General features: G+C 64.4%; 19 protein-coding genes. 10 read left to right on the top strand and 9 right to left on the bottom strand.

Annotation, left to right across the window (positions count from 1 at the left end):
* The first annotated feature begins 72 nt into the window (after window positions 1-72).
* Window positions 73-1323: an alpha/beta hydrolase family protein gene (locus H7J73_RS19120; RefSeq protein ID WP_264069139.1), complete on the top strand. Its 1251-nt coding sequence runs from the start codon at window positions 73-75 to the stop codon at window positions 1321-1323.
* Between the two features lie 403 nt (window positions 1324-1726).
* Here the strand turns inward: H7J73_RS19120 and H7J73_RS19115 are convergent, their stop codons facing one another.
* The gene (locus H7J73_RS19115; RefSeq protein ID WP_264069138.1) at window positions 1727-2446 is read right to left on the bottom strand and encodes an O-methyltransferase; all 720 of its coding nucleotides are present in this window, start codon (window positions 2444-2446) and stop codon (window positions 1727-1729) included.
* 71 nt (window positions 2447-2517) lie between these two features.
* Here H7J73_RS19115 and H7J73_RS19110 point away from each other — a divergent pair, with 71 nt between their 5' ends.
* A complete protein-coding gene (locus H7J73_RS19110; protein ID WP_353962001.1) occupies window positions 2518-3315 on the top strand; it encodes an AraC family transcriptional regulator in 798 nt (265 codons plus the stop codon).
* Window positions 3316-3429: 114 nt separating this feature from the next.
* Here H7J73_RS19110 and H7J73_RS19105 read toward each other — a convergent pair whose 3' ends face one another.
* Window positions 3430-4095 carry a TetR/AcrR family transcriptional regulator gene (locus H7J73_RS19105; protein WP_264069135.1) on the bottom strand — a complete coding sequence of 222 codons (666 nt, stop codon included), beginning with the start codon at window positions 4093-4095 and terminating at the stop codon, window positions 3430-3432.
* Window positions 4096-4181: 86 nt separating this feature from the next.
* Between H7J73_RS19105 and H7J73_RS19100 the strand changes: the two genes are divergently transcribed.
* From H7J73_RS19100 to H7J73_RS19090, 3 genes are all read left to right on the top strand, one after another.
* Entirely contained in the window at window positions 4182-5852 is a 1671-nt protein-coding gene (locus H7J73_RS19100) for an FAD-binding dehydrogenase (RefSeq protein WP_264069134.1), read from the top strand.
* Window positions 5853-6068: 216 nt separating this feature from the next.
* Window positions 6069-7031, top strand: a complete 963-nt coding sequence (gene pip, locus H7J73_RS19095) for a prolyl aminopeptidase (RefSeq protein WP_264069133.1) — start codon at window positions 6069-6071, stop codon at window positions 7029-7031.
* A gap of 360 nt (window positions 7032-7391) precedes the next feature.
* Window positions 7392-7637, top strand: a complete 246-nt coding sequence (locus H7J73_RS19090; protein ID WP_264069132.1) for an alpha/beta fold hydrolase — start codon at window positions 7392-7394, stop codon at window positions 7635-7637.
* A gap of 279 nt (window positions 7638-7916) precedes the next feature.
* Here the strand turns inward: H7J73_RS19090 and lpdA are convergent, their stop codons facing one another.
* The 6 genes from lpdA to H7J73_RS19060 are packed head-to-tail and all read right to left on the bottom strand — an operon-like array spanning window position 7917 to window position 14198.
* Window positions 7917-9299 carry a dihydrolipoyl dehydrogenase gene (gene lpdA / locus H7J73_RS19085; protein WP_264069131.1) on the bottom strand — a complete coding sequence of 461 codons (1383 nt, stop codon included), beginning with the start codon at window positions 9297-9299 and terminating at the stop codon, window positions 7917-7919.
* A gap of 37 nt (window positions 9300-9336) precedes the next feature.
* Window positions 9337-10383 (bottom strand): Glu/Leu/Phe/Val family dehydrogenase, encoded by a 1047-nt coding sequence (locus H7J73_RS19080; protein ID WP_264069129.1) that lies wholly within the window; start codon window positions 10381-10383, stop codon window positions 9337-9339.
* A gap of 56 nt (window positions 10384-10439) precedes the next feature.
* Window positions 10440-11759, bottom strand: a complete 1320-nt coding sequence (locus tag H7J73_RS19075; protein WP_264069128.1) for a dihydrolipoamide acetyltransferase family protein — start codon at window positions 11757-11759, stop codon at window positions 10440-10442.
* A gap of 28 nt (window positions 11760-11787) precedes the next feature.
* On the bottom strand, window positions 11788-12798 hold the full coding sequence (locus H7J73_RS19070; protein ID WP_264069127.1) for an alpha-ketoacid dehydrogenase subunit beta: 1011 nt from the start codon (window positions 12796-12798) through the stop codon (window positions 11788-11790).
* A complete protein-coding gene (locus tag H7J73_RS19065; RefSeq protein ID WP_264069126.1) occupies window positions 12795-13910 on the bottom strand; it encodes a thiamine pyrophosphate-dependent enzyme in 1116 nt (371 codons plus the stop codon). Before H7J73_RS19065 ends, H7J73_RS19070 begins: the two co-directional genes overlap by 4 nt.
* A 21-nt stretch (window positions 13911-13931) precedes the next feature.
* Window positions 13932-14198, bottom strand: a complete 267-nt coding sequence (locus H7J73_RS19060; RefSeq protein WP_264069125.1) for a hypothetical protein — start codon at window positions 14196-14198, stop codon at window positions 13932-13934.
* Window positions 14199-14394: 196 nt separating this feature from the next.
* Here H7J73_RS19060 and H7J73_RS19055 point away from each other — a divergent pair, with 196 nt between their 5' ends.
* The gene (locus H7J73_RS19055) at window positions 14395-14829 is read left to right on the top strand and encodes an Lrp/AsnC family transcriptional regulator (protein WP_264069124.1); all 435 of its coding nucleotides are present in this window, start codon (window positions 14395-14397) and stop codon (window positions 14827-14829) included.
* 124 nt (window positions 14830-14953) lie between these two features.
* Here H7J73_RS19055 and H7J73_RS19050 read toward each other — a convergent pair whose 3' ends face one another.
* Window positions 14954-15961 (bottom strand): LacI family DNA-binding transcriptional regulator, encoded by a 1008-nt coding sequence (locus H7J73_RS19050; protein WP_353962000.1) that lies wholly within the window; start codon window positions 15959-15961, stop codon window positions 14954-14956.
* A 744-nt stretch (window positions 15962-16705) separates the two neighbouring features.
* Here H7J73_RS19050 and H7J73_RS19045 point away from each other — a divergent pair.
* The 4 genes from H7J73_RS19045 (at window position 16706) to H7J73_RS19030 (ending at window position 20825) form a co-directional block, all read left to right on the top strand.
* On the top strand, window positions 16706-17932 hold the full coding sequence (locus tag H7J73_RS19045) for an acyl-CoA dehydrogenase family protein (RefSeq protein ID WP_264069123.1): 1227 nt from the start codon (window positions 16706-16708) through the stop codon (window positions 17930-17932).
* Window positions 17933-18026: 94 nt separating this feature from the next.
* A complete protein-coding gene (locus tag H7J73_RS19040; protein WP_264069295.1) occupies window positions 18027-19355 on the top strand; it encodes an LLM class flavin-dependent oxidoreductase in 1329 nt (442 codons plus the stop codon).
* Window positions 19352-20170, top strand: a complete 819-nt coding sequence (locus tag H7J73_RS19035; protein ID WP_264069122.1) for a methionine ABC transporter ATP-binding protein — start codon at window positions 19352-19354, stop codon at window positions 20168-20170. The genes H7J73_RS19040 and H7J73_RS19035 overlap by 4 nt, the downstream gene beginning before the upstream one ends.
* Window positions 20160-20825: a methionine ABC transporter permease gene (locus H7J73_RS19030; protein WP_264069121.1), complete on the top strand. Its 666-nt coding sequence runs from the start codon at window positions 20160-20162 to the stop codon at window positions 20823-20825. Before H7J73_RS19035 ends, H7J73_RS19030 begins: the two co-directional genes overlap by 11 nt.
* Window positions 20826-20878: the final 53 nt, after the last annotated feature.

The following is a 20878-nucleotide window of genomic DNA, read 5'->3' as shown; positions in this document are numbered from 1 at the left end:
ATCACTATTGCGTTTAATGAGCGGAGACCGTACCGTGGCTTAAAGCATTTAAGATGGTTTAAGGAGTAGCTCATGCAACCGGTCCTGTTCCCCGATGACACCTCGTTCTGGTTCGAGACGCTGCGCGTGCTCGGCGCCACCCCGTACGGTGGAGCTGACATCGGCGAGGTGTTGACCACGGCCCAAGCCATCACTGCCGGCGACTACGACGGCTGGTATGACCAGTGGCTGGACACCGCCGACCGGATCGCCGGCGAAGCCGAAAAGGCGTACGCCGCAAGGTATCTCGTCAGTGCCCGCGATGGCCTGCTGCGGGCCAGTAACTACTACCGGTCGGCCGACTTCTATCTGCACGGCAATCCCGATGACCCGCGTATCGCCCATTCCTACACCCGGGCCCGGGACTGCTTCCGTGCTGCAGCGGCCCTGTTCGATCCGCCTGTGGAGCCCGTTGAGATCCCCTACGAGGACACGGTGCTACACGGCTACTTCTACCCCGCGGTGCGGCGGGATGGAGATACCGGGCCGAGCCCGACGATCATCATGCACAGTGGATTCGACGGCACCTGCGAAGAAATGCACTTCATGGGCGCGGCGGCCGGGCAGGAGCGCGGCTATAACGTCGTCACCTTCGACGGACCGGGGCAACCGGCCGCGCTGCACTTCTCTCGCCTGGTCTTCCGGACCGACTGGGAGCACGTGGTCACCCCCGTCCTGGACTGGGTACTTGACCGTCCCGGCGTGGACCCGGACAAGATCGCGCTGTTCGGAGCCTCCATGGGCGGACTGCTGGCGCCGCGGGCGGCTGCCTACGAGCACCGACTCGCCGCGTGCATCGCCTTCGACGGTGTCTACGACATGGGGCTCACGGTGACGAGATCCATGCCCGGCTCCCGTGCCGAGGTAGAGGCCGTGCTGCGGGCCGAGTCCGCGCCGGAGGTTGATGCGATGATCGACCAGCTCATGGCGTCTGACCCGAACATCCGCTGGGCTGCCACTCACGGCCAGTACGTCATGGGCGTCGACAGCCCGCGGGCGTTTTTCGCGTCCTACCTCGATTACACGCTCGCTGGCGGAATCGCAGAGCAGATCACCTGTCCGACCTTGGTGTGCGAGGCAGCCAGCGACATCTTCTTCGACGGTCAACCGCAGCTGCTGTTCGACCACCTCACCTGCCCGAAGGCTATGCTGCGGTTCACCGAAGCAGAGGGCGCCGGGGCGCACTGCCAGGCCGGCGCAGGGCGCCTGGCCTTCGCGCGCATCTACGACTGGCTCGACGGCACCGTGTCCGCTGCCGACCGCCGCGAAGGAATCAGCGCATGACATCCAAGCTTTCTATCTTCTGCTGTTGGCCAGCGGCGTTTCGGCGCGTTGCCGCCAAATGATGGGCGCCTGCCACGCATTCGAGGTCCTACCGGTCAGCTGCCCCGACATCAGCCGGTCCACCGCCGCAGACATCGCCGACTTCGCGAAAGGTGGCTCATGACAACAACTCCGCTACCAAAAGCCGCTCCGGCATCGATCGGGTTCGATCCCCAGCGTCTGGACCGCCCGATGAGGATGGTCCCCGATATCCGAGGAATAACGCGATCCGTCACCTACGGGGCACTCCTCGAGTCCAACCCACATTCGTGACAATCCAGTCGGCATACGATCCGTGTGAGCGACAGGTGAGCAGAGACCGACCGGATCTTCAGGTCTGTCCGACGGGGTTGTCTCGTTATTTCTACGCATGAGACGTCCCAGACCCGTCGTGCACGCTCACGAGCGTGCCGCTTTTGAATGGCAGCAGTGTCGACCGGTAAGGCGGGTGCGATAGGCGCTGGGTCACTGAGCGCAGTTCGCTGCTGAAATGTGCGATGTTGTCGACCGCGATCAGGGCGCCCTTAGCCAACATCGGCTCGGCGGTTTGTAGTACCTCGATCGCAAGTGACGGCCAACCGTCCAGTAAGAGAAAATCGATGGGACGATCGAGTTCTCGTAGGGTCTGTCGGGCATCACCCTCACGGATCTCGACATGATCAGTCAGCCCTGCTGCGGTTAGATTCGACCGTGCCTGGGCCACTTTGTACGGCACCATTTCAGTGCCGATCACGTGTCCGCCCACGCCGGTATCACGCATGGCGGCGGCAAGGTAAATCGTCGATACCCCGAACGAAGTGCCGAACTCGACCACGCAGCGTGGGCGTTGGGCACGCACCAGCAAATACAACAAGTTGCCTTGGGCCGCGCTGATCGGCAGGAGTTTGTCATCGAAGAGACTCGGGTCGCTGGGTGGCCGCACGGGGCGTTTCAGCAGCATGCTCGGCAGCCGGGGAGCGTAGTGCCGGAGCATCGGTGCCGACATCATTTGGCGTCTGGACTGCGAATACAACGTATCGATCACCGTTTGGGAAGTCGGATCGAGTAGCGATGAGTGGGTCGGAGTCGTCGCTGCCGGAGTCATGCGAGGAAACATAACCAGCGGGGGCCTGTCATTAGTAAGCTGCAGACGCCACAAAATAGCTGGAAGCTGCCATGAATCTTTACGGGCCCACCGCGATTGCGCTACCCCCGGGCAAAACCCTTGTTGCCGGGTGCGGGCGTGAACACAAAGAACACACCTCGATGCCTCATTGCCATCCAGAGGGCCAGCTCCTCGGGTCGCGCAGAGGGTTACTGACGATCGGCACGGAAACGGGAATGTGGGTGGTGCCAGCAACTCATGCGGTATGGATCCCTCCGCATCAGATCCACTGGGCGCGCTCGCACGGACCGTTGGATGGGTGGACCGTGTACGTAGCGGAAAGGGCAAGGCAACAACTCCCGCTGACGGTTCGCACCATTCGCGCTTCCGGATTGCTGCGCGAGGCTGTATTGCGGGCAGCAACCTGGCCTGCCGGGCCGGCCGACACCGCTGTGGACCGGCACATATGCGAGGTGATCCTCGATGAGATCGAGGGCCTACCAACCGACTCATTCACCCTGCCGCTGCCCAGTGATCACCAGGCACTGCACGTCGCCCAAGCGCTCATCGCCGACCCCGGCGATCCCCGGGGAATTCGGGACTGGGCCTCACTGGTGTCCGTCAGCGACCGAACCCTCAGCCGCCGTTTCGTTGACCAGACAGGTTTCACTTTCTCTGGTTGGCGCCAACGTGCACGCCTGGTGCGCTCGCTGGAAATGCTGGCCGAACAGCAGCCGGTGACCAGCATCGCGCTCAACCTCGGCTATGCCACGGCAAGCGCCTTTATCGCCCTGTTCCGACGAACATTCGGCGAATCCCCCGCCTCCTACCGCGCGAAACTCATCGACCCGACCCCCTCCCCCACCTAACCGAACTGCGTTCGTCACTCGTCGTTGGTCGGGTTTAGCAAGACCGGTAAACCGGCTGTTCGGCGGGCCTATCGCGGGTTCGAGGTCAGTGTGAATGGCCGGGGTTGGCTCTCGTCACGAGTTGTGTCCCCGGTCGAGGAGAGTGCCGAGGAGTTGGGTGAGCCAGGCTCGAGCGGCCGTGATGTCTCCGTCGAGGAGCAGTTGCACGGTGACGCCGTCGTAGGCGGCGATGACGGCGCGGGCGGCGGCGGGGATGTCACCGTTGGACTCGGGCAGGCTGAGCCTTTCGCTGGCTGACTGAAGTCGTTGTTCGACCGCCAGACGCAGTGCGGAGCGGTGGAGGGCGAGACGTTCGGCGACGTCGGGATGGCGCGCGGCATGAAGCAGGAAGTCGGTCTTGACGAGCAGCCAGTCGCGGTCCAACAGCAGGGTGGCCGCGACGCGTTCGATCAGCACGTCTATCGGGGTGTCGGCCTCGTCGGTGGTGAGGGACTCGGCGACCTGGGCGGCGATGAGCCGGGCGCGCTCGTCATAGAGAGTGAAGAACAGCTCGTCGAGGCTCTCGAATTGGGAGTAGAACGCCCCGCGGGTGTAGCCGGCGGCAGTGCACACATCCTCGATGCGGACTTGACCAAACCCCTTGTCGGCGAACACCCGAAACGCCGCCTCCATCAGTCGGGCGCGGGTTTCCGCGCGGCGCTTGGTCACACGGGGTGACGCCGCCGGCGAGGGGGTATCTCGTGGCGACCGCGCCGACGCCGATGATGCCGTTGTTGTCATCTCCACCACCATTCGATACTCAGCCATATCCGATGCATTATCGTATCGGATACGTGATGAACCGACACTTCGAAGGAGTATGACCAATGGACGCAGACGTCATCGTCGTCGGCGCGGGCCTAGCCGGATTGGTCGCCACCCACGAGCTCACCCGCCGCGGCAAGAAAGTCGTCGTCATCGACCAGGAGAACCGCGCCAACCTCGGCGGTCAGGCATTCTGGTCCTTCGGTGGCATCTTCCTGGTTGACAGCCCGGAGCAGCGTCACTTCGGGGTCAAGGACTCCCTGGAGTTGGCCTGGAACGACTGGCAGGGCAGCGCCAAGTTCGACCGCCTCGATGACGAAGACGCCTGGGCGGTCAAGTGGGCGCGGGCCTATGTCGAATTTGCCGCTGGGGAGAAGCGCGACTACCTCACCAGCCGCGGCATCAAATTCCTGCCCACCGTTGGCTGGGCCGAACGCGGCGACCTGACCTGCAACGGCCACGGCAACTCCGTGCCGCGCTTCCACGTCGCCTGGGGCACCGGCACCGGGGTCGTCGAACCCTTCGTCAACTCCGCCCTTGACGCCGAGAAGCGTGGCCTGGTCACCTTTAATCATCGCCACCAGGTCGATGAACTGATCCTCACCAATGGGACCGCCACCGGGGTGCGCGGCACCGTCCTGGCCCCCGACGACGCGGTGCGCGGCGCTTCGTCCAACCGCGACAAAGTGGGCGAGTTCGAGCTGTCGGCCCAGGCTGTCATCATCACCACCGGTGGTATCGGCGCCAATCACGACATCGTCCGCAAGTACTGGCCCAAGCGGATGGGCACCCCACCGACTTCGATGATCACCGGCGTACCAGCCCACGTGGACGGTCGGATGCTCGACATCGCCGCCGATTCCGGGGTTCGGTTGGTGAATCGGGACCGCATGTGGCACTACACCGAAGGCATCCAGAACTGGAATCCGATCTGGCCCAAGCACGCCATCCGCGTGCTGCCCGGACCGTCCTCGATGTGGTTCGACGCCCTCGGCCGCCGTCTCCCGCAGCCCTACCTGCCGGGTTACGACACCCTCGGCACGCTGCGCTACCTGCGCACCACTCCCGACATCGCGGACTACGACCACTCCTGGTTCATCCTCACCCAGAAGATGATCGGCAAGGAATTCGCCCTCTCGGGCTCAGAACAGAATCCTGACATCACCAACAAGGACAAGAAGGCGTTCCTGCGCGAACGGGCGCTGAGCAAGGGCGCGCCAGGTCCGGTGGAGGCCTTCAAGGAACACGGTGCGGACTTCGTGGTCTCCACCGACCTGGAAGACCTCGTCGCCCGGATGAACAAGCTGACCGACCAGCCCCTGCTGGACCCCGCCACGATCCGGGCTCAGATCGAATCTCGCGACCTGCAGATGGCCAATCCCTACAGCAAGGACGCCCAAGTCCAGGGCATCCGCAATTCGCGCCGCTTCATCGGCGACCGGATCGGGCGCACCGCTGCACCGCACCGCATCCTGGACCCCGAGGCCGGGCCGCTGATCGGGGTGAAGATGCACATCCTGACTCGAAAGACGCTGGGCGGCATACAAACCGACCTATCATCGCGCGCCTTGGGCGTTGACGGCACCCCGATCGGCGGGCTGTATGCCGCCGGGGAGGTCGCCGGATTCGGCGGCGGTGGCGTGCACGGCTACAACGCACTGGAAGGCACCTTTCTGGGCGGCTGCATCTTCAGCGGTCGCGCCGCGGGCCGCGCCGCCGCCCACGCCCTCTGACCGCCGCCTTTGCCGACCCTTAGTAAAGGCGTGACCTTCCCCTCGGAAGTATGTGGCGTTCCCAATCGTCTGCGCGTCCCTGCTCGGTTCGGAAGGCTCTTCGAAGTTCAGTCAACTGGCCGCAGGGCGGTTATGCGTTCCGTGTCATTGCGGTGTGGCCCGTCGCAGACGCCGAGCGGTAGTCGCTGAGCTATCGTGCCGAACTAAGGGGGTGCAATGGCCATGGGAGGGCCGCGCAGTCAAGGGCTGCTCGACGTCGGTGACGGTAACCAGATGTATTGGGAGTGCCGGGGCAATTCTGCGGGCCGGACGGTCGTGCTGGTACACGGCGGTCCCGGCAGCGGCCGGTCCCGCACCGCATATAAGGCATTCGATCACAACGTCTTTCAGGTTGCCTCGTTCGATCAACGTGGATGCGGAGGCAGCGTTCCCAGCGCCGCGGATCCGGGCACGGACATGTCGGTCAACACCACCAAGCATCTGCTGGCCGATATGGAAGCGCTTCGCCGGCACCTGGGTGTGCAGCGGTGGCTGCTCTATGGAGGGTCCTGGGCGTCCACGTTGATTCTTGCCTACGCGCAACGCTATCCCGCACATGTTGAAGGCATCATCCTTGTCGGGGTCACGATGACCCGACCACGCGAGATCGACTGGCTCTATCGTGGCCTTCGACTGCTCCTGCCCCAGCAGTGGGAGCGCTTCCGTGCTGGTCTTCCCGAATCGCTGCGCGACGGCAACCTCGTCGATGGCTATCGGCAACTCATGGATGATCCAGACCCCGAAGTACGCGCGAACGCGGCGCGCGAGTGGTGTGCCTGGGAGGACGCCGCTATCGCCCACGAAACTCAAGGCAGCCCAGGACAGTACAGTGCCAAGCTCGGTGAGCAGCGACTGGCGTTCGTACGGATTTGCACCCACTACTTCGCCCACCACGCGTGGCTGCGAGACGACGAACTGCTGCGCGGCGCCCACCTGCTCGCCGAAATCCCCGGCATCCTCATCCATGGACGGCTCGACCTTTCCGCGCCGCTATTGACCGCCTGGGAACTCGCGCGGGCTTGGCCGCGGGCCGAACTCATTGTCGTCGAGGACGCAGGACACACCGGCAGCCCGGCAATGAAGACCGCCGTTATGGACGCCATCACCCGCTTCACCGCAGGAGACCTATTCAAACGCTGACGTATGCCCGACAGACCCTGTTAGTGCTGTCGCGTCCGGGTTGACAGTGCCAATGTGGATCATGCCATCATGGTGTTCAATCGATTCCGATCCGGAGTGAACCGATGATGGACGTGTTCCCGGATTCACGAGAACTACAGCAGCCAAACGATATTCAGGCCGGAACGGCCATCGGCCGCGCGTCACCTGAGTGGTAGCTCAACTCCGCGGCAGGTCCGCCGTGAGCGTATCCGTGTGAGACGGGAAATGAGACAGTGCGAGCTGGGACAACACAGTGGGGAAGTGGCGCACTGTTCCCCACTCCCATCCCGCTCGGAATTGGTGAACTCGGCGCCGGTTATCCACCCTTCTACGTCATTCGTGCAGTGGATTCATGAAGACGATCTCTTCCGCCGGCTCGCTGACTCCACCGTCGCTATGGCGTTCATCGCCCCGCAGAACGATATCCGTCCGTCGTGGCCGCTGCGCCAACTTGCCGCGTTGATCCCGCGCGCTGTGTTCGAGGAGGTACCCGCAGTCGACCACAACCTGCGGGCCAACGATCCGCAGATCTGGGTCGACGTCATCACGCGGGCATGCCGCGCGCATATCGACGACCCCGGATAGCGTCAGCGCTGAGCTGGCTTCTGCCAGTTACGGTGTGGCATGGGGCGCTCGTTCTGCACCATCATCCATCCCGAAGCAACGCATCACGTCGAAGGCCGGGCATGCCAACCCGCTGCTGAGATCGGCTCCCCAGGATCCGTCGGTCGGAATCTGTTAAGGCACAGGGTGAATGGTGCTGATGGTGAAAAGCGTGCTGTCCGGTCCACTCGAGAACGTTCCTCGGAGGCACCGCTCGGGAATCGCCATCAGGTCACTTGTACGACCGGCACCCGATGCTGGTCAGCCGTGGGTGTGCAGCGGCTTACCGGCGAGCGCGAGGAAGGCTTCACCCAGAGCCTCGTTCTGCGACGGATGGGCGTGCAGGAACGGGGTGACGTCCGCGGGTTCGGCCTGCCAGTTGTAGATCAGTTGGGCTTCGCCGATCAGTTCCCCGACCCTGGCACCAATCAGGTGGATGCCCACAACGGGACCTTCCTGTTCGGCGGGCGCAGCCTTGATCAGCTTGACCGCGCCGGCGGTGCCCAGGATCTGAGACTTCCCATTCCCTGCGAGATCATAGGTGACAGTGCTGATCTCGCCGTGGATCTCGCGGGCCGCGGCCTCGGTCAATCCCACTGAGGCGATCTCCGGGGTGCTGTAGATCACCCGCGGGATTCCGCTATCGGAGATCGGGTGCGGTGCCAAGCCGGCGATCTGTTCGGCGACGAAAATACCGTGTTGGAAGCCACGGTGGGCGAGCTGCGGCCCGGCCACGATGTCTCCTACCGCGTACACCTCGTCGATCGTGGTGCGTAGCTGCTCGTCGGTGCGTACCCATCCCCGGTCGAGGGCGATGCCGGCCTCCTCGAAACCGTGGCCGGTGGTGTTCGGCCCGCGGCCGACAGCGACCAACAGCACATCGGCCTCGATCCGCTCGTCCGAGTCGAGGCCGGCGACCACCGCGTCGGCGGTCTGCGCGGCGTCGCGTAGACCCACCCCGGTGCGCACGGTGATACCACGCTTACGAAAGGCGCGTTCGAGGGCTTTGGACATGGACGGGTCCTCACCGGGTAGCAGCCGGTCGGCAGCCTCTACGAGGGTGACCTCGGCGCCGAATGACCGCCACAGGCTGGCAAATTCGACCCCGATGACGCCGCCCCCGAGCACGATTGCGTGGCGAGGCACCGCGTCGAGTTCGAGAGCGCGGTTCGAGGTGACGATGCGGCCACCGATTTCGAGACCTGGCAGCGTCTTCGCGTACGAACCGGTGGCCAGGACCACCGCGCGGCCGGTGTAGCGGGTATCGGCTACCTCGACCGATCGCGGTCCGACAAAACGCCCCACACCTTCGACGAGATCGATCTGCCGCGAGGCGACCAACCCGCGCAACCCTTTGTACAGCTTGTCAACGATGTTCGTTTTGTAGGAGTGCACGGCGGTCATGTCGATACCGTCCATCCGAGTGAGCACGCCGATCTCCGCGCCGTCGCGGGCGGTGTCGGCGACCTCGGCGGCGTGCAGCAGTGCCTTGGTCGGAATACATCCGTTGTGCAGGCAGGTGCCCCCGAGCCGATCCTTCTCGACCAGGACGACCGACAGACCCAGTTGGGCTGCGCGCAGGGCGCAGGAGTAACCGGCGGAGCCGCCGCCGAGGATGACCAGATCCGTTGTCTTTTCCGTCATTCGGGCGTCTTCGTGTCGTATCCCGGTCGGCTTCGGTTCATCGGACGCTGCCCGCGACGGCGCGGCGGTCGGCGATCCGTTCTTTGGCCAGTTGCAGCGCTGTGGTGACAGTGTCCTGTCCGCGGACATCGGCCGCTCGTAACAGACTCAGGGTCGTTTCTCCGATGTTCTCCACCCGGGCGTGTAGGCCGGTGTCATCCTGGATCACCTCGGCGGCGCAGGCGATCAACCCGCCGGCGTTGGCGACGAAATCGGGCACGTGGACGATGTCGCGTTCGCGGAGTCGCGCGGCCAGCGCCGGATCGGCGAGCACATTGTTGGCCGCACCGATCACGTACCGGGCGGGCAGACTGTCCGTGCGGGCGGTCGTAACCACGCCACCGGCGGCACACGGGCACAACACATCGACCTCGGCGGTCAACACCTCGGCCGGGGAGACGACCTGCGCGCCGGTGCTCGCCGCGACCCGGTGAGCGCGTTCGGTGTCGATATCGGCGACGACCAGGCGCGCGCCTTCCGCGAACAGCAGCAGCGCGATGCGGGCGCCGACATTGCCGAGCCCCTGTATGCCGATCCGTACGCCGTCGAGCGAGACTCCCTCGGTTTCCTGGACGGCGGCACGGATCGCGGCCACCACGCCAGCGGCGGTGAACTCGGACGGGTCGCGCAGCCGGCTCGACACGGTGGTCACCACCCCGGCGATCAGATCGAGATCCGCGATGGTGGTTCCCATGTCGACCGCGGGAATGTATTGACCGCCAAGGGCTTCGATGGCACGCCCGTGCGCAAGCAACAATTCCGCTCGATTCTGCGCGGTCGGGTCGGCATTGATGACGCTCTTGCCACCCCCGAGATCGAGCCCGGCCATCGCAGCCTTGTATGACATCGCCTGAGCGAGTCGCTTCGCGTCGGCGGCGGCTGCGTCGTGACTGGGGTAGCGCTTCATCCGGATTCCACCGAGCGACGGACCGAGGGTGGTGCTGTGGATGGCGATCACCGAGTCGAGCCCGGTGTCCGGATCAGTGCAGTGCACGATTTTCTCGAACTCGGCGTCATCGGGAGTCGTAACGTCGGTGTGGTCCATGGTGGTCTCCGTTCTAGGGCCGTTAGGGGGTCTCACGGGTGCAGCTCCGGGTTGCTTCAGATCGCCAGGGCGAGAGAGGGATCAGTCAGTAGGCGGGCAATGTGGGCAAGCACTTGACTGCCTAGTTGGCCGTCGACGAGTCGGTGGTCGAACGACAGCGACAGGGTGCACACGCTGCGCAGCGCGATCTCTCCACGGTGTTCCCAGGGACGACGGACGATCTGCCCGACACAGAGGATCCCGGCTTCGCCGGGGTTGAGAATAGGGGTACCGCCGTCGACACCGAAGACGCCGATGTTGGTGATGGTGAAGGTGCCACGGGCCATTGCCTCCGGGCGGGTCTTCCCGTCACGGGCATCGGTGACCAGCTCGGCAAGCCGGTGACAGAGCTCCGGCGAGGTGAGCGTCTGCGCTGCTTTGATATTCGGCACCAGCAGACCGCGCGGGGTGGCAGCGGCGATGCCGAGATTCACGTCGCGATAGCGCACGATCTCGCCGGTCTCGCCGTCCCACTTGGCGTTCATCTCCGGATGGGCGCGCAGCGCCGACAGGGCGGCTCGAATCACCAGCAGCAGCGGCGTGATTCGCAGGCCTGCGAATTCCGGCCGCGTCCGCAGCTGTTCGAGAAGTTCGCACGATTCGGTGATGTCGATGGTCACCCATTCGGTGACGTGCGGTGCGGTGAACGCCGAGGCGACCATGGCCTCCGCGGTCAGCTTCCGCACGCCCTTGACTGGCACCCGGGTTTCCGCCGGCTCCGACTGCGCTACCGCACCATCTGGGCGGGTGTGCAGAGCTCCGGAAGCGGCGGCGAGGTCGCGGTGGGTGATCTGACCCCAGTCGCCGGTCGGAATCACCTCGGCCAGATCGATGCCAAGGCTCTTGGCGCGGGTCCGCACCGGCGGCGTAGCGTACGGCGCGCGCGGACCGTCCGTGAGAGGAGTTGTCGGTCCGGGCGCTCGATATCCCAGTTTACGTTGGCGCCGTTCCACTTTCACCCGGCTTGGCCCGTATCCGACCAGCACCGACGGCCGTGTCGTCGCCGCGTCATCGCCCTCGGCCCGGAGGTCTGGTGCAGGGCGCTCGGAGGCGGGCACAGCGGGCGATATCGGGTCCGGGTCCGTCGAGCCCGATGGATCGGCGAAGCTGACGATGACCGTGCCGACCTCGACCGCGTCCCCTGGCTTCGCGTGCAGCTCGGCTATCAACCCGGCGTACGGCGATGGCAGTTCCACCGAGGCCTTGGCCGTTTCCACCTCGACGAGGATGTCGTTTACCGCGACGGTGTCCCCGACCGCGACATGCCAGGTGATGATCTCGGCCTCGGTGAGTCCTTCACCGATGTCGGGCAGGGCAAACCGATGGGATGTGGTCATTGCGATCCTCCGGGGCTGTCACAGGTGTTCAGTACTGGGCGACGCTGTCGACGGCGTCGAGCACCCGGTCGATATCGGGCAGGTAGAGCTGCTCGGTCCGGGCCGGTGGATAGGGAACGTTCCAGCCCCCAACGCGCAAGACCGGGGCCTCGAGCACCGGAAAGCACTCTTGCGTTATGGCGGCGGCGATCTCGGCACCGAGCCCGACGAACGTTGGCGCCTCGTGCACCACGATGGCCCGCCGGGTCCGACGTACCGACGCGGTGATGGTGCGCATGTCCAGTGGGGACAGCGATCGCAGGTCGATCACTTCCAACGATCGCCCCTCGCTCTGGGCGACCGTCGCCGCGTCGAGAGCCACACGGACTGTTGGCCCATAGGCTATGACCGTGACATCGTTGCCGGCCTTGGCAACTCGTGCCGAATCCAGTGCGGGCGCGTCCGGCGGAACAGGGCCGATCGCGACCTCCGCCTTGTCCCAGTACCGCCGCTTGGGTTCGTAGAAGATGACTGGGTCGTCGCAAGCGATCGCCTGTTGGATCATCCAGTGCGCATCAGCTGGATTGGCACATGCGACCACCCGCAGGCCGGCGGTGTGGCAGAAGTATGACTCGTTGGATTCGCTGTGATGCTCGACCGCGCCGATGCCGCCACCGCACGGGACCCTGATGGTCACCGGCATGGTCAGTCTGCCGCCCGAACGGGCCCGCATCTTGGCCAGTTGGGAGACGATCTGGTCGAACGCTGGGTAGATGAACCCGTCGAACTGGATCTCACAGACCGGGCGATAGCCGCGTAGCGCCAACCCGATCGCGGTGCCGACAATTCCGGATTCGGCGAGCGGCGTATCGAAGACCCGGTTCGGGCCGAATTCGGCCTGCAGATCCTCGGTGACCCGGAAGACCCCGCCGAGGGCGCCGATGTCCTCCCCGAGCAGGACGACGGAGTCGTCATCGCGCATCGCCTGCCGCATACCGGTATTGAGCGCCTTGCCCAGGGTTGTGGTCACCGAAGCGGGTGTATCGGTGGTGGTGGTCATGCGAAGGACTCCCGCCACGTGGTGAAACGTTCCCGCTCGGCCCGCAACTGCAAGGTCTCCTCGACCAGCGTGTTGCGGAAGCTCGCTTCCAGCGGCGGGGCCTCAAGCTCTATGCACGCGGCGCGCGTCGACTCCGCCAGTTGGGTCGCTTCTTTCTCCAGCGCGCGGTGGAAATCACCGTCGGCCCAGTCCATCTCGTCCAGTAGCAGCCGCACCCGGGTGATCGGGTCGCGCGCCCGCCACGCCTCGACTTCGGCCGTATCCCGGTATCGGGTCGGATCGTCGGAGGTCGAGTGGCCATCCATCCGGTAGGTGATCGCCTCGATCAGCTCCGGTGGCCCGCCGGCACGCACCCGTGCCGCCGCGGCCGCGGTGGCGGTGTGCACAGCGAGGACGTCGTTTCCGTCCACCAGCGTGGTGGTCAATCCGAAGCCGGCCGCACGCACGTGCAGGGGCCGGCGGCTCTGCAGTGACGCCGGAGTCGAGATCGCCCACTGATTGTTCTGGCAGAAGAACACGATCGGGGCATTGGTCACCGCTGACCAGTTCAACGCCTCGTTCGCATCGCCCTGACTGGCCGCACCGTCACCGAAGTAGCAGAGCACGATTTCGTCCAGACCGGCGTGTGTACGTCGATCGGCGGCGACACCGAGGGCATATCCGGTGGCGTGCAACAGTTGCGTGGACAACACCAGCGAGGTGATGTGGAAGCGGTAGTCGGCAGGGTCCCACCCGCCGTGCGCTGTGCCGCGCCACTGGGTCAGTTGCTCGGCCGGGCCGATTCCGCGACAGTGTGCGGCCGCGTGCTCCCGATAGGACGGAAAGACATGGTCGTCCGGCCGCACCGCGCGAATGCTGCCGACCTGCGCCGCCTCCTGCCCGCGGCAGGACAGCCACAGTCCGAGCTCGCCTTGGCGCGCAAGGTTGTACGCCTCGCGGTCGAAAGCCCGGGCCAACACCATGTCGCGGTAGAACCCACGCAACTGGGCCGGCTCGACGCGGGCGTCGGTCGCATCGACGCGGAGCGTTCCGTCTGGTTCCACCATCCGCATCGGCCCGTCTATCGCTGCGGGTTCCTGGTCCAGCAGCAGCGGGCTCATCAAGTCTGTCATTTGACGTACTTCCTCACGAAATCACTTGCCGGACTGAACATATGCAGCTTCGTCGGAGAAGACCGGCGCGGCCTGCTCGACCTTGAGCACGTCGACCAGTCGCTGCAGGCGGTCGGTCAGCAATGCGATCGAGGTTGCCGATCCTGCCCGCACCGTCATCCGCACCCGCCATAGGTCCGACTGTGCCGGATGCGTGAAGCTCAGGGCGATGATCTCGATGTCCCACGGCAGCAGCAGACCGGCGATCCGGGCTGGAACCTGACGGCCCGGCCCAGCAAGAACAACCACGTCGCACTCCACCATTGCGGGCACCTACCCCGTTCTCCATGTCATTGGGAATTCGTGGAGAACGCTAGAGCTAGCCCGATCGTAAGAGCAAGGTTATTGCGAGACACCGCCGCAGACTCGCAATGAAATAGATGTTTTGGCGCTATCAATGTCTAGTTAGTTGCGCTTTGGGGCGCAGATGACTCACCATGGACTGATGATCGACGATATCGACAGGCGGATCATCCGACTGCTACGCGAGGATGGCCGACGTACGGTCAGTGACATCGCGATCGAGGTCGGCCTCACCGTCGCCCCGGTCAAGCGGCGCATCGACCGGCTCGAATCCAGCGGGGTGATCACCGGATACACCGCCCAGATCGACATGACGAAGATGGATTCCGCCCTGGAGGCGGTGGTTGAATTGCGGGTCGCCGGCAACCTGGACCTAGAGATGATTCTCGCAGTGGCAGAGGATGTTCCGGAGATCACCGAGGTGCTCGCACTCGCCGGGGATCCCGATGCGATCGCCCGGATCCAGGCCGAGAACATTCACGACCTCCAACGTGTTGTCAATCTGCTGCGAACCAATGGCCGGGTCACCGGGACGAAGACTCTCGTCGTGCTCGATTCTTGGTCCCGCTACGGGTGAGTACCGCCGGCCTGGCCGAACGAGCCGTTGTCCAGCCCCCCGAGTGGTATGACCATCGCTGTTCATCGGGCGTGGCCGGCACCATATACCAGGTTCGCCGGTACCTCAGTGATCACAGCGGGACTCAATACCTGGCGGGGACAACGGATTGGCGGTCGACAAGCACCGGCGCCTCAAGGGACCTGTTCGCACTTTCGACGCTCTCGATATTGAAGAGGACGCGCGCCGCCGCGGCGCCGATCGCAAAAGCGGATTGCCGAACAGTGGTAAGTGCGGGTGAGAGCATCGCCGAGAACTCAGAGTCGTCGTACCCGATCACCGAGATCTCCTCCGGGACCCCAACTCCCCTCTCGGACAAGCCCTTGAGTACACCGAGTGCCACCATGTCGTTGACACAGAACACTGCTGTCAGCCCGTCGATGGCGAGGAGATGGGATACGCAATCGAACCCGCTGGCCACCGTCATGCCGTCTACCGCAACCTCCAGCGGTGTGATTCCGGCCGATCGACACACCTGCTCGTAACCCGCCCTGCGATCTCGGCACCAATGATTCTGGATGGAGCCGTTGACCATCGCGATCCGTCGATGTCCCTGCGCTATCAGGTGATTGGTGGCCAGCCGAGCTCCGGCCACGTGGTCCAGCGCGACCGCAGGTAACCGCCCGGTTGCGTCATCATGATCGATCAACACGACGCCGGTACCTCGGGCTTGGATGCGCCACAGCTCATCGAGGTGTTCGCCGGTCGGCGCCACCAGCAGCCCGAGCAGCCCGGCCGCTTCCAATTGATGCAAGAGCTGACGCTCCTTCACGGTGGACTCGCCGGAACTCGCCAGCAGGACTGCACGTTCGAGCGGCCCCGTCACTGACTCGATTCCACTGGTCACCTGCGCCCAAAAAGGATTCGCAATGTCGAGCACTATGACGCCGCACGCTTCGCTACTACCCATGCGCAGCTCTCGCGCCGAGCGATTCACCACGAAGTTCAACGACTCCATCGCTCGGGTGACCCTCTCCCGAGTCTCCGGTGCCACGACGTCGGGCCTGTTCAGAACATTCGATACGGTCGCCTGGGAGACGCCGGCAGCATCCGCGACTTCCCGCGATGTTGCACGCCGGTTCGCTTCGGCCACGATTCTCGATCTCCCTCTTCCGGCGGCCCGGCTCACGCAGGACACCAACCCGACGTCCCACGGCCGGAACGATACGAACGTGGTCGTCCGCTGGGGCGATCGGGGGTTTCGCTACGTGTGGGCAAAAGTCGCAGAGGCGGCTCGCGCTTCGTTGTCACCATCGATGCGGGCGTCCCTTCCAGTTGCATCCGATCCAGACAGAAGACCTGTTCAACTCCAGTCGGAGGCGATTGTAGAGGTGGGACAAACCTATTCAGATGCCACACCGTGTCGCCGTGGGCCGGTTGTTCCGGCTCCCGCCCGCCACCCGGGCCTCGTGATCCCAACCTCCTTCGAGGAGTGTGAACGAATCCCAGGTGTTCAGTCCGACTACCCTGTGCAGCAACCTAACTCATAGAGTCAGTCGGCGGAAGGCCGCATGGGTTGCAATACGGCGGTGTCGTAGCTGCTGCGGTACCTGGCGTAGGCGCCCACACCGTCAAGGTCGGGCCAGTTGGAATTGATTGTATTCACGGTGAATTGAACCACCATCTGTGCGCCAGCGGCTGTGCGTGTGGTGGCTCGGCGACGTGGCGACGAGGCGTTGTAGAGCGGAAACCGTCGCATCAGCCCCGCGATCTGAGCAGGGGCTGCGGAGGCAGACCGGATCGTGTTACAGCGGGAGCAGATTGATTGATACGTATAGATCGCCCTAGGCTGCCGACGTGCTCCTTTCACATGCCTTGGCCTACAACAGAACAGACCATGCCTGAACCGCGACAGCGCACCTTGCTCGCTCTGGGCTTTCCCGAGTCCAAGGCTGTGCAGATCGACGACATCCTGACCGATCTCGCTGGCGCGGCCGTCGCAGTGGACGCCGAGCGCGTGCTGGACCCTGACTGCGTCAAGCAATTGTCAGCATTGGGGATCGGCGCAGTTCGTCTCGAACCCGCCGATGGTGGTCTTGGCTTCTCGCTACCCGCACTCTTCGAACTGCTGGCACTCATCGCACATGCCGATTCCAATCTCACGCAGATACTGAGGGCACACTTCATCGCGACCGAGGAGTTCTTGCGCGATAGCAACCGCGGCGCAGACGTGCCCTGGCTTCGTGAGATCGCCTGCGGCGCAGTGTTCGGCAATGCAACCACCGAGCTGGGTTCGCATCAGGCGGGCACGGTTAACACCCGGATCACGTCGCGCGCCGATGGCAAATACTCCATCAGCGGCACCAAGTTCTACGCCACAGGCAGCGCGTACGCCGACTGGATTCAGGTTCTGGCGGCAGATGAGAACGGCTCCCACTACAACGTCACCGTAGACCGATTCGACGGGGGCGTCGCGATCGATAATGATTGGGACGGCTTCGGTCAGCGCGCAACAGTAAGCGGCAGCGCCAGATTCGACGGCGCAGTGGTGGAGGAACACCAGCTGTGCCGGATCGATGCTGACTCAGACCCGTTCACCGACACTGTCGCGCAGCTGGTACATCTTTCGACGATGGTGGGTATCGGTGCTCGACTGCTCGATGATGTCACCGAACAGGTGCGGTCACGCGAACGCCACTACTCCCATGCCTCTGAAACAACGGCAGCCGGTGACGCGCAAGTTCAGGAGATCATCGGTCGCGGTATCGCTGCGGTGTCAGTGTCCAAATCCAGCGTGAGATCGGCGGCCGAGGCGACGCAGGACTACCTCGACGCCCATCGCGTGTCACGTTCTGACAGCACACAGTTGGCGGAGAGAGCGCACCATCTCACCAATCACGCACAGGTAGTGATAGCCCCACTTTTGCTGGCGCTTGCCGGCGACGTGTTCGAAGTGGGCGGCGCCTCACTGCTGTCATCCCGGATGGGACTGGATCGGCACTGGCGAAACCTGCGGACACTCGCATCACACAACCCGGCGACGTTCAAGGCGCGGGTCCTCGGAGAGTCCGCGTTGCTGGGGACATCGCTGCCGTCGGTTTGGTACAGCGGGCGGCGAGAGTGACCAGAGCAGCTTGCCCAGCGCCCCCGACGTTGAATGGAGATCACGCGTGACAACGGCCACCTCACCAAAACGCCTGATCCTCAACGGATTCACGATGCCCACCGTGGGGCACATCTCACCGGGCCTGTGGCGCCATCCCGATGACCGGGCCGACGAATACTCCACGCTGCGCTACTGGACCGATCTGGCGCGTCTGCTCGAGTCTGGTGGCTTCGATGCCCTATTCATCGCCGACGTCCTCGGCCCGATCGAGGTCTACGAAGGCCGCCCCGACGCGGCGCTGCGCAATGCCACGCAGACCCCGGTGAGTGACCCGCTTTTGGCGGTCTCGGCGATGGCCACGGCGACCGAGCATCTGGGCTTCGGCATCACGGTGTCGACCTCCTATGCGCAGCCCTACCTGCTGGCCAGAACATTCTCGACCTTGGACCAACTGACCGGCGGTCGGATTGCCTGGAACGTCGTCACGTCGATGATCGACAGTGCGGCTCGCAATCTCGGGCTGGACCAGCAATTCGACCACGACGAGCGCTATGACCGGGCGCAGGAGTTCCTCGAAGTCACCTACAAGCTGTGGGAGGGGTCGTGGGAGGACGGCGCAGTGGTGCGTGACCGCGTCAACGGCGTGTACACCGATCCGTCGAAGGTGCATCGCATCGACCACGACGGCCGCTACTACCGGGTCGCCGGCCCGCACCTCTGTGAACCGACGCCCCAGCGAACGCCGGTTATCTTTCAGGCCGGCGCATCCGATCGGGGACGCGAGTTCGCCGCCCGCAACGCCGAATTGGTGTTCCTCGGTGGGCGTGATGCCGAGCAGATCCGGCGCAGCGTCACCGAGACCAAGGCCATTGCGGCAGACATCGGGCGCGCTCCCGACGCCATCAAGTTCATCACCTCGGTGACCGTGGTGACCGGGCCCAGTCAGGCTGCCGCCGAAGCCACGTACGCCGACTACCTGTCCTACGCCAGTACAGAGGGTGCACTCGTCCTGTTCTCCGCCTTCACCGGTCACGACTGGTCGGACCACGACCTCGACGAAGTCGTGGAGCGGCGCGATACGAACGCGTCGCAATCCACGTTGGCGAGTGGCCGGGGCAGCACGCTGCGGGAGGTTGCGGAGACGATGGCGATCGGCGGACTGCACCCAGTTATCGTCGGCGGCCCGGCGGAGGTCGCCGACCAGTTGGAAGCCCTGGCGGCGGACGCCGACCTCGACGGCTTCAATATCGCTCATGCGGTCAGTCCCGGGTCGTTCGAGGACTTCATCACGTACGTCGTTCCCGAGCTGCGCCGACGCGGCAGACTGCGGGAAGGCTACCTGGCCGGCACCCTTCGCGAGAAGCTGGCCGAATCGGGCTCGCCCGCAATAGCATCCGATCATCCCGCCGCAGAGTTCCGCACACGTCTGGCGCGGTCGTGAGCGTCTCGCCGGAGGTGGATGGCTCTGCCGCACAGTCCATCGTCCGCCTCGAGGCGGTGACCAAGAGCTACGCCCATCCCGGACGCGGGCGACTGATCGCACTCGACGAGGTCCGTCTCGACATCGCTCGAGGTTCCGTACATGGCATTGCCGGGTTCAGCGGCGCGGGGAAGTCCACTTTGCTGCGAAGCATCAATCTGCTTGAACGGCCGGACTCGGGGGCGGTGCTCGTCAACGGCGAAGACCTCACCACTCTCCCCGAACGCTTGTTGCGCGAGCGGCGGCGCAGAGTCGGCATGATCTTCCAGGAGTTCAACCTGCTGTCCAACCGTACGGTCGTCGAAAATGTGGAACTGCCCTTGCGGTTGGCCAAGACGAGGAAGAGTCAGCGCCGAGAGCGGGCGCTCGCCGCATTGGCGTCGGTTGGTCTGTCTGAGAAGGCGCTCGGCTACCCAGAGCGGCTGAGTGGCGGTCAGAAGCAGCGGGTCGGCATCGCGCGCGCGCTGGTCAACGAGCCCGACATCCTGCTGTGCGACGAGGCGACGTCAGCCCTGGATCCGCGCACCACGGACGAAATCTTGGAACTACTGCGCGGTATCAATGAGGAACGCGGGATCACCATCGTCGTCGTCACCCACGAGGTGCACGTGATCAACGCGCTGTGTGACCGGGTCTCGGTCATGGAGAAGGGACGCGTGGTGGAGAACTTCGCTCTGGGCACACCCATTGCGCCGCAGTCGTCCATTTCGCGCTACCTCTTCGGTCAGGCCGACCGGCCGTCGCGCGGCTGGCAGGTGATCTCCGATGCTCAGTGAAGTTCGCGCCGTGCTGCCCGAAATCGGCTTGGCCACTGCGCAAACCGCCTATATGTTGGCGCTGACATTGCTGATCGCGCTGATATTTGGTGGCGCGCTGGGGGTTTGGCTGTATGCGGTGCGGACCGGTTCGCTCGCGCCTAATCGCATGCTCTACGCCGTGCTCGACGGCGCGGTCAACCTCGTCCGATCGTTCCCGTTCCTGATCCTGCTGATCTCGGTCATCCCCTTGACCCGCTTCGTGGTGGGAACGGCCATCGGCACCACGGCCGTCGTGGTGCCCCTATCCATCAGTGCGATACCAGAATTCGCTCGCCTCGTCGAACAGGCCCTTCTGAATGTCCGTCGCGGGGTCGTGGACGCCGGCCAGGCATTCGGAGCCGGACGTCTCCAGGTCGTACGACACATCCTCTTGGTGGAGGCGCGTCCTGGGCTCATCAACGCATTTACCATTTTGGCCGTCATCTATCTCTCGGCCACGACGGTGGCAGGTCTGGTTGGTGGCGGCGGACTCGGGAACTTCGCGATCACCTTCGGGTACTACCGGTACGAACCCACGATCATGGCTGCCACCGTGCTGGTGATCATCGTGTGGGTGCAACTGATTCAGACGTGCGGCACGTTCTTCGTACGCCGAACCGATAAGCGCCGCTAATCGGCATTGCGCATTCATTCCCGAACGCGCGCGATCACATCACCAGAAGGAAA

It is taken from the genome of Mycolicibacterium komossense, assembly GCF_025822605.1.
Lineage (GTDB): Bacteria > Actinomycetota > Actinomycetes > Mycobacteriales > Mycobacteriaceae > Mycobacterium > Mycobacterium komossense.
The sequence above is the reverse complement of the archived record's forward strand: the minus strand, read 5'-3'. Positions and strand labels throughout refer to the sequence as shown.

Bases quoted from the DNA above. Each gene is read 5' to 3' on its own strand.
- H7J73_RS19120 (WP_264069139.1), top strand. From the start codon at position 73: ATGCAACCGGTCCTGTTCCCCGATGACACCTCGTTCTGGTTCGAGACG.
- H7J73_RS19115 (WP_264069138.1), bottom strand. From the start codon at position 2,446: ATGACTCCGGCAGCGACGACTCCGACCCACTCATCGCTACTCGATCCG.
- H7J73_RS19110 (WP_353962001.1), top strand. From the start codon at position 2,518: ATGAATCTTTACGGGCCCACCGCGATTGCGCTACCCCCGGGCAAAACC.
- H7J73_RS19105 (WP_264069135.1), bottom strand. From the start codon at position 4,095: ATGACAACAACGGCATCATCGGCGTCGGCGCGGTCGCCACGAGATACC.
- H7J73_RS19100 (WP_264069134.1), top strand. From the start codon at position 4,182: ATGGACGCAGACGTCATCGTCGTCGGCGCGGGCCTAGCCGGATTGGTC.
- pip (WP_264069133.1), top strand. From the start codon at position 6,069: ATGGCCATGGGAGGGCCGCGCAGTCAAGGGCTGCTCGACGTCGGTGAC.
- lpdA (WP_264069131.1), bottom strand. From the start codon at position 9,299: ATGACGGAAAAGACAACGGATCTGGTCATCCTCGGCGGCGGCTCCGCC.
- H7J73_RS19080 (WP_264069129.1), bottom strand. From the start codon at position 10,383: ATGGACCACACCGACGTTACGACTCCCGATGACGCCGAGTTCGAGAAA.
- H7J73_RS19075 (WP_264069128.1), bottom strand. From the start codon at position 11,759: ATGACCACATCCCATCGGTTTGCCCTGCCCGACATCGGTGAAGGACTC.
- H7J73_RS19070 (WP_264069127.1), bottom strand. From the start codon at position 12,798: ATGACCACCACCACCGATACACCCGCTTCGGTGACCACAACCCTGGGC.
- H7J73_RS19065 (WP_264069126.1), bottom strand. From the start codon at position 13,910: ATGACAGACTTGATGAGCCCGCTGCTGCTGGACCAGGAACCCGCAGCG.
- H7J73_RS19055 (WP_264069124.1), top strand. From the start codon at position 14,395: ATGATCGACGATATCGACAGGCGGATCATCCGACTGCTACGCGAGGAT.
- H7J73_RS19045 (WP_264069123.1), top strand. From the start codon at position 16,706: ATGCCTGAACCGCGACAGCGCACCTTGCTCGCTCTGGGCTTTCCCGAG.
- H7J73_RS19040 (WP_264069295.1), top strand. From the start codon at position 18,027: ATGCCCACCGTGGGGCACATCTCACCGGGCCTGTGGCGCCATCCCGAT.
- H7J73_RS19030 (WP_264069121.1), top strand. From the start codon at position 20,160: ATGCTCAGTGAAGTTCGCGCCGTGCTGCCCGAAATCGGCTTGGCCACT.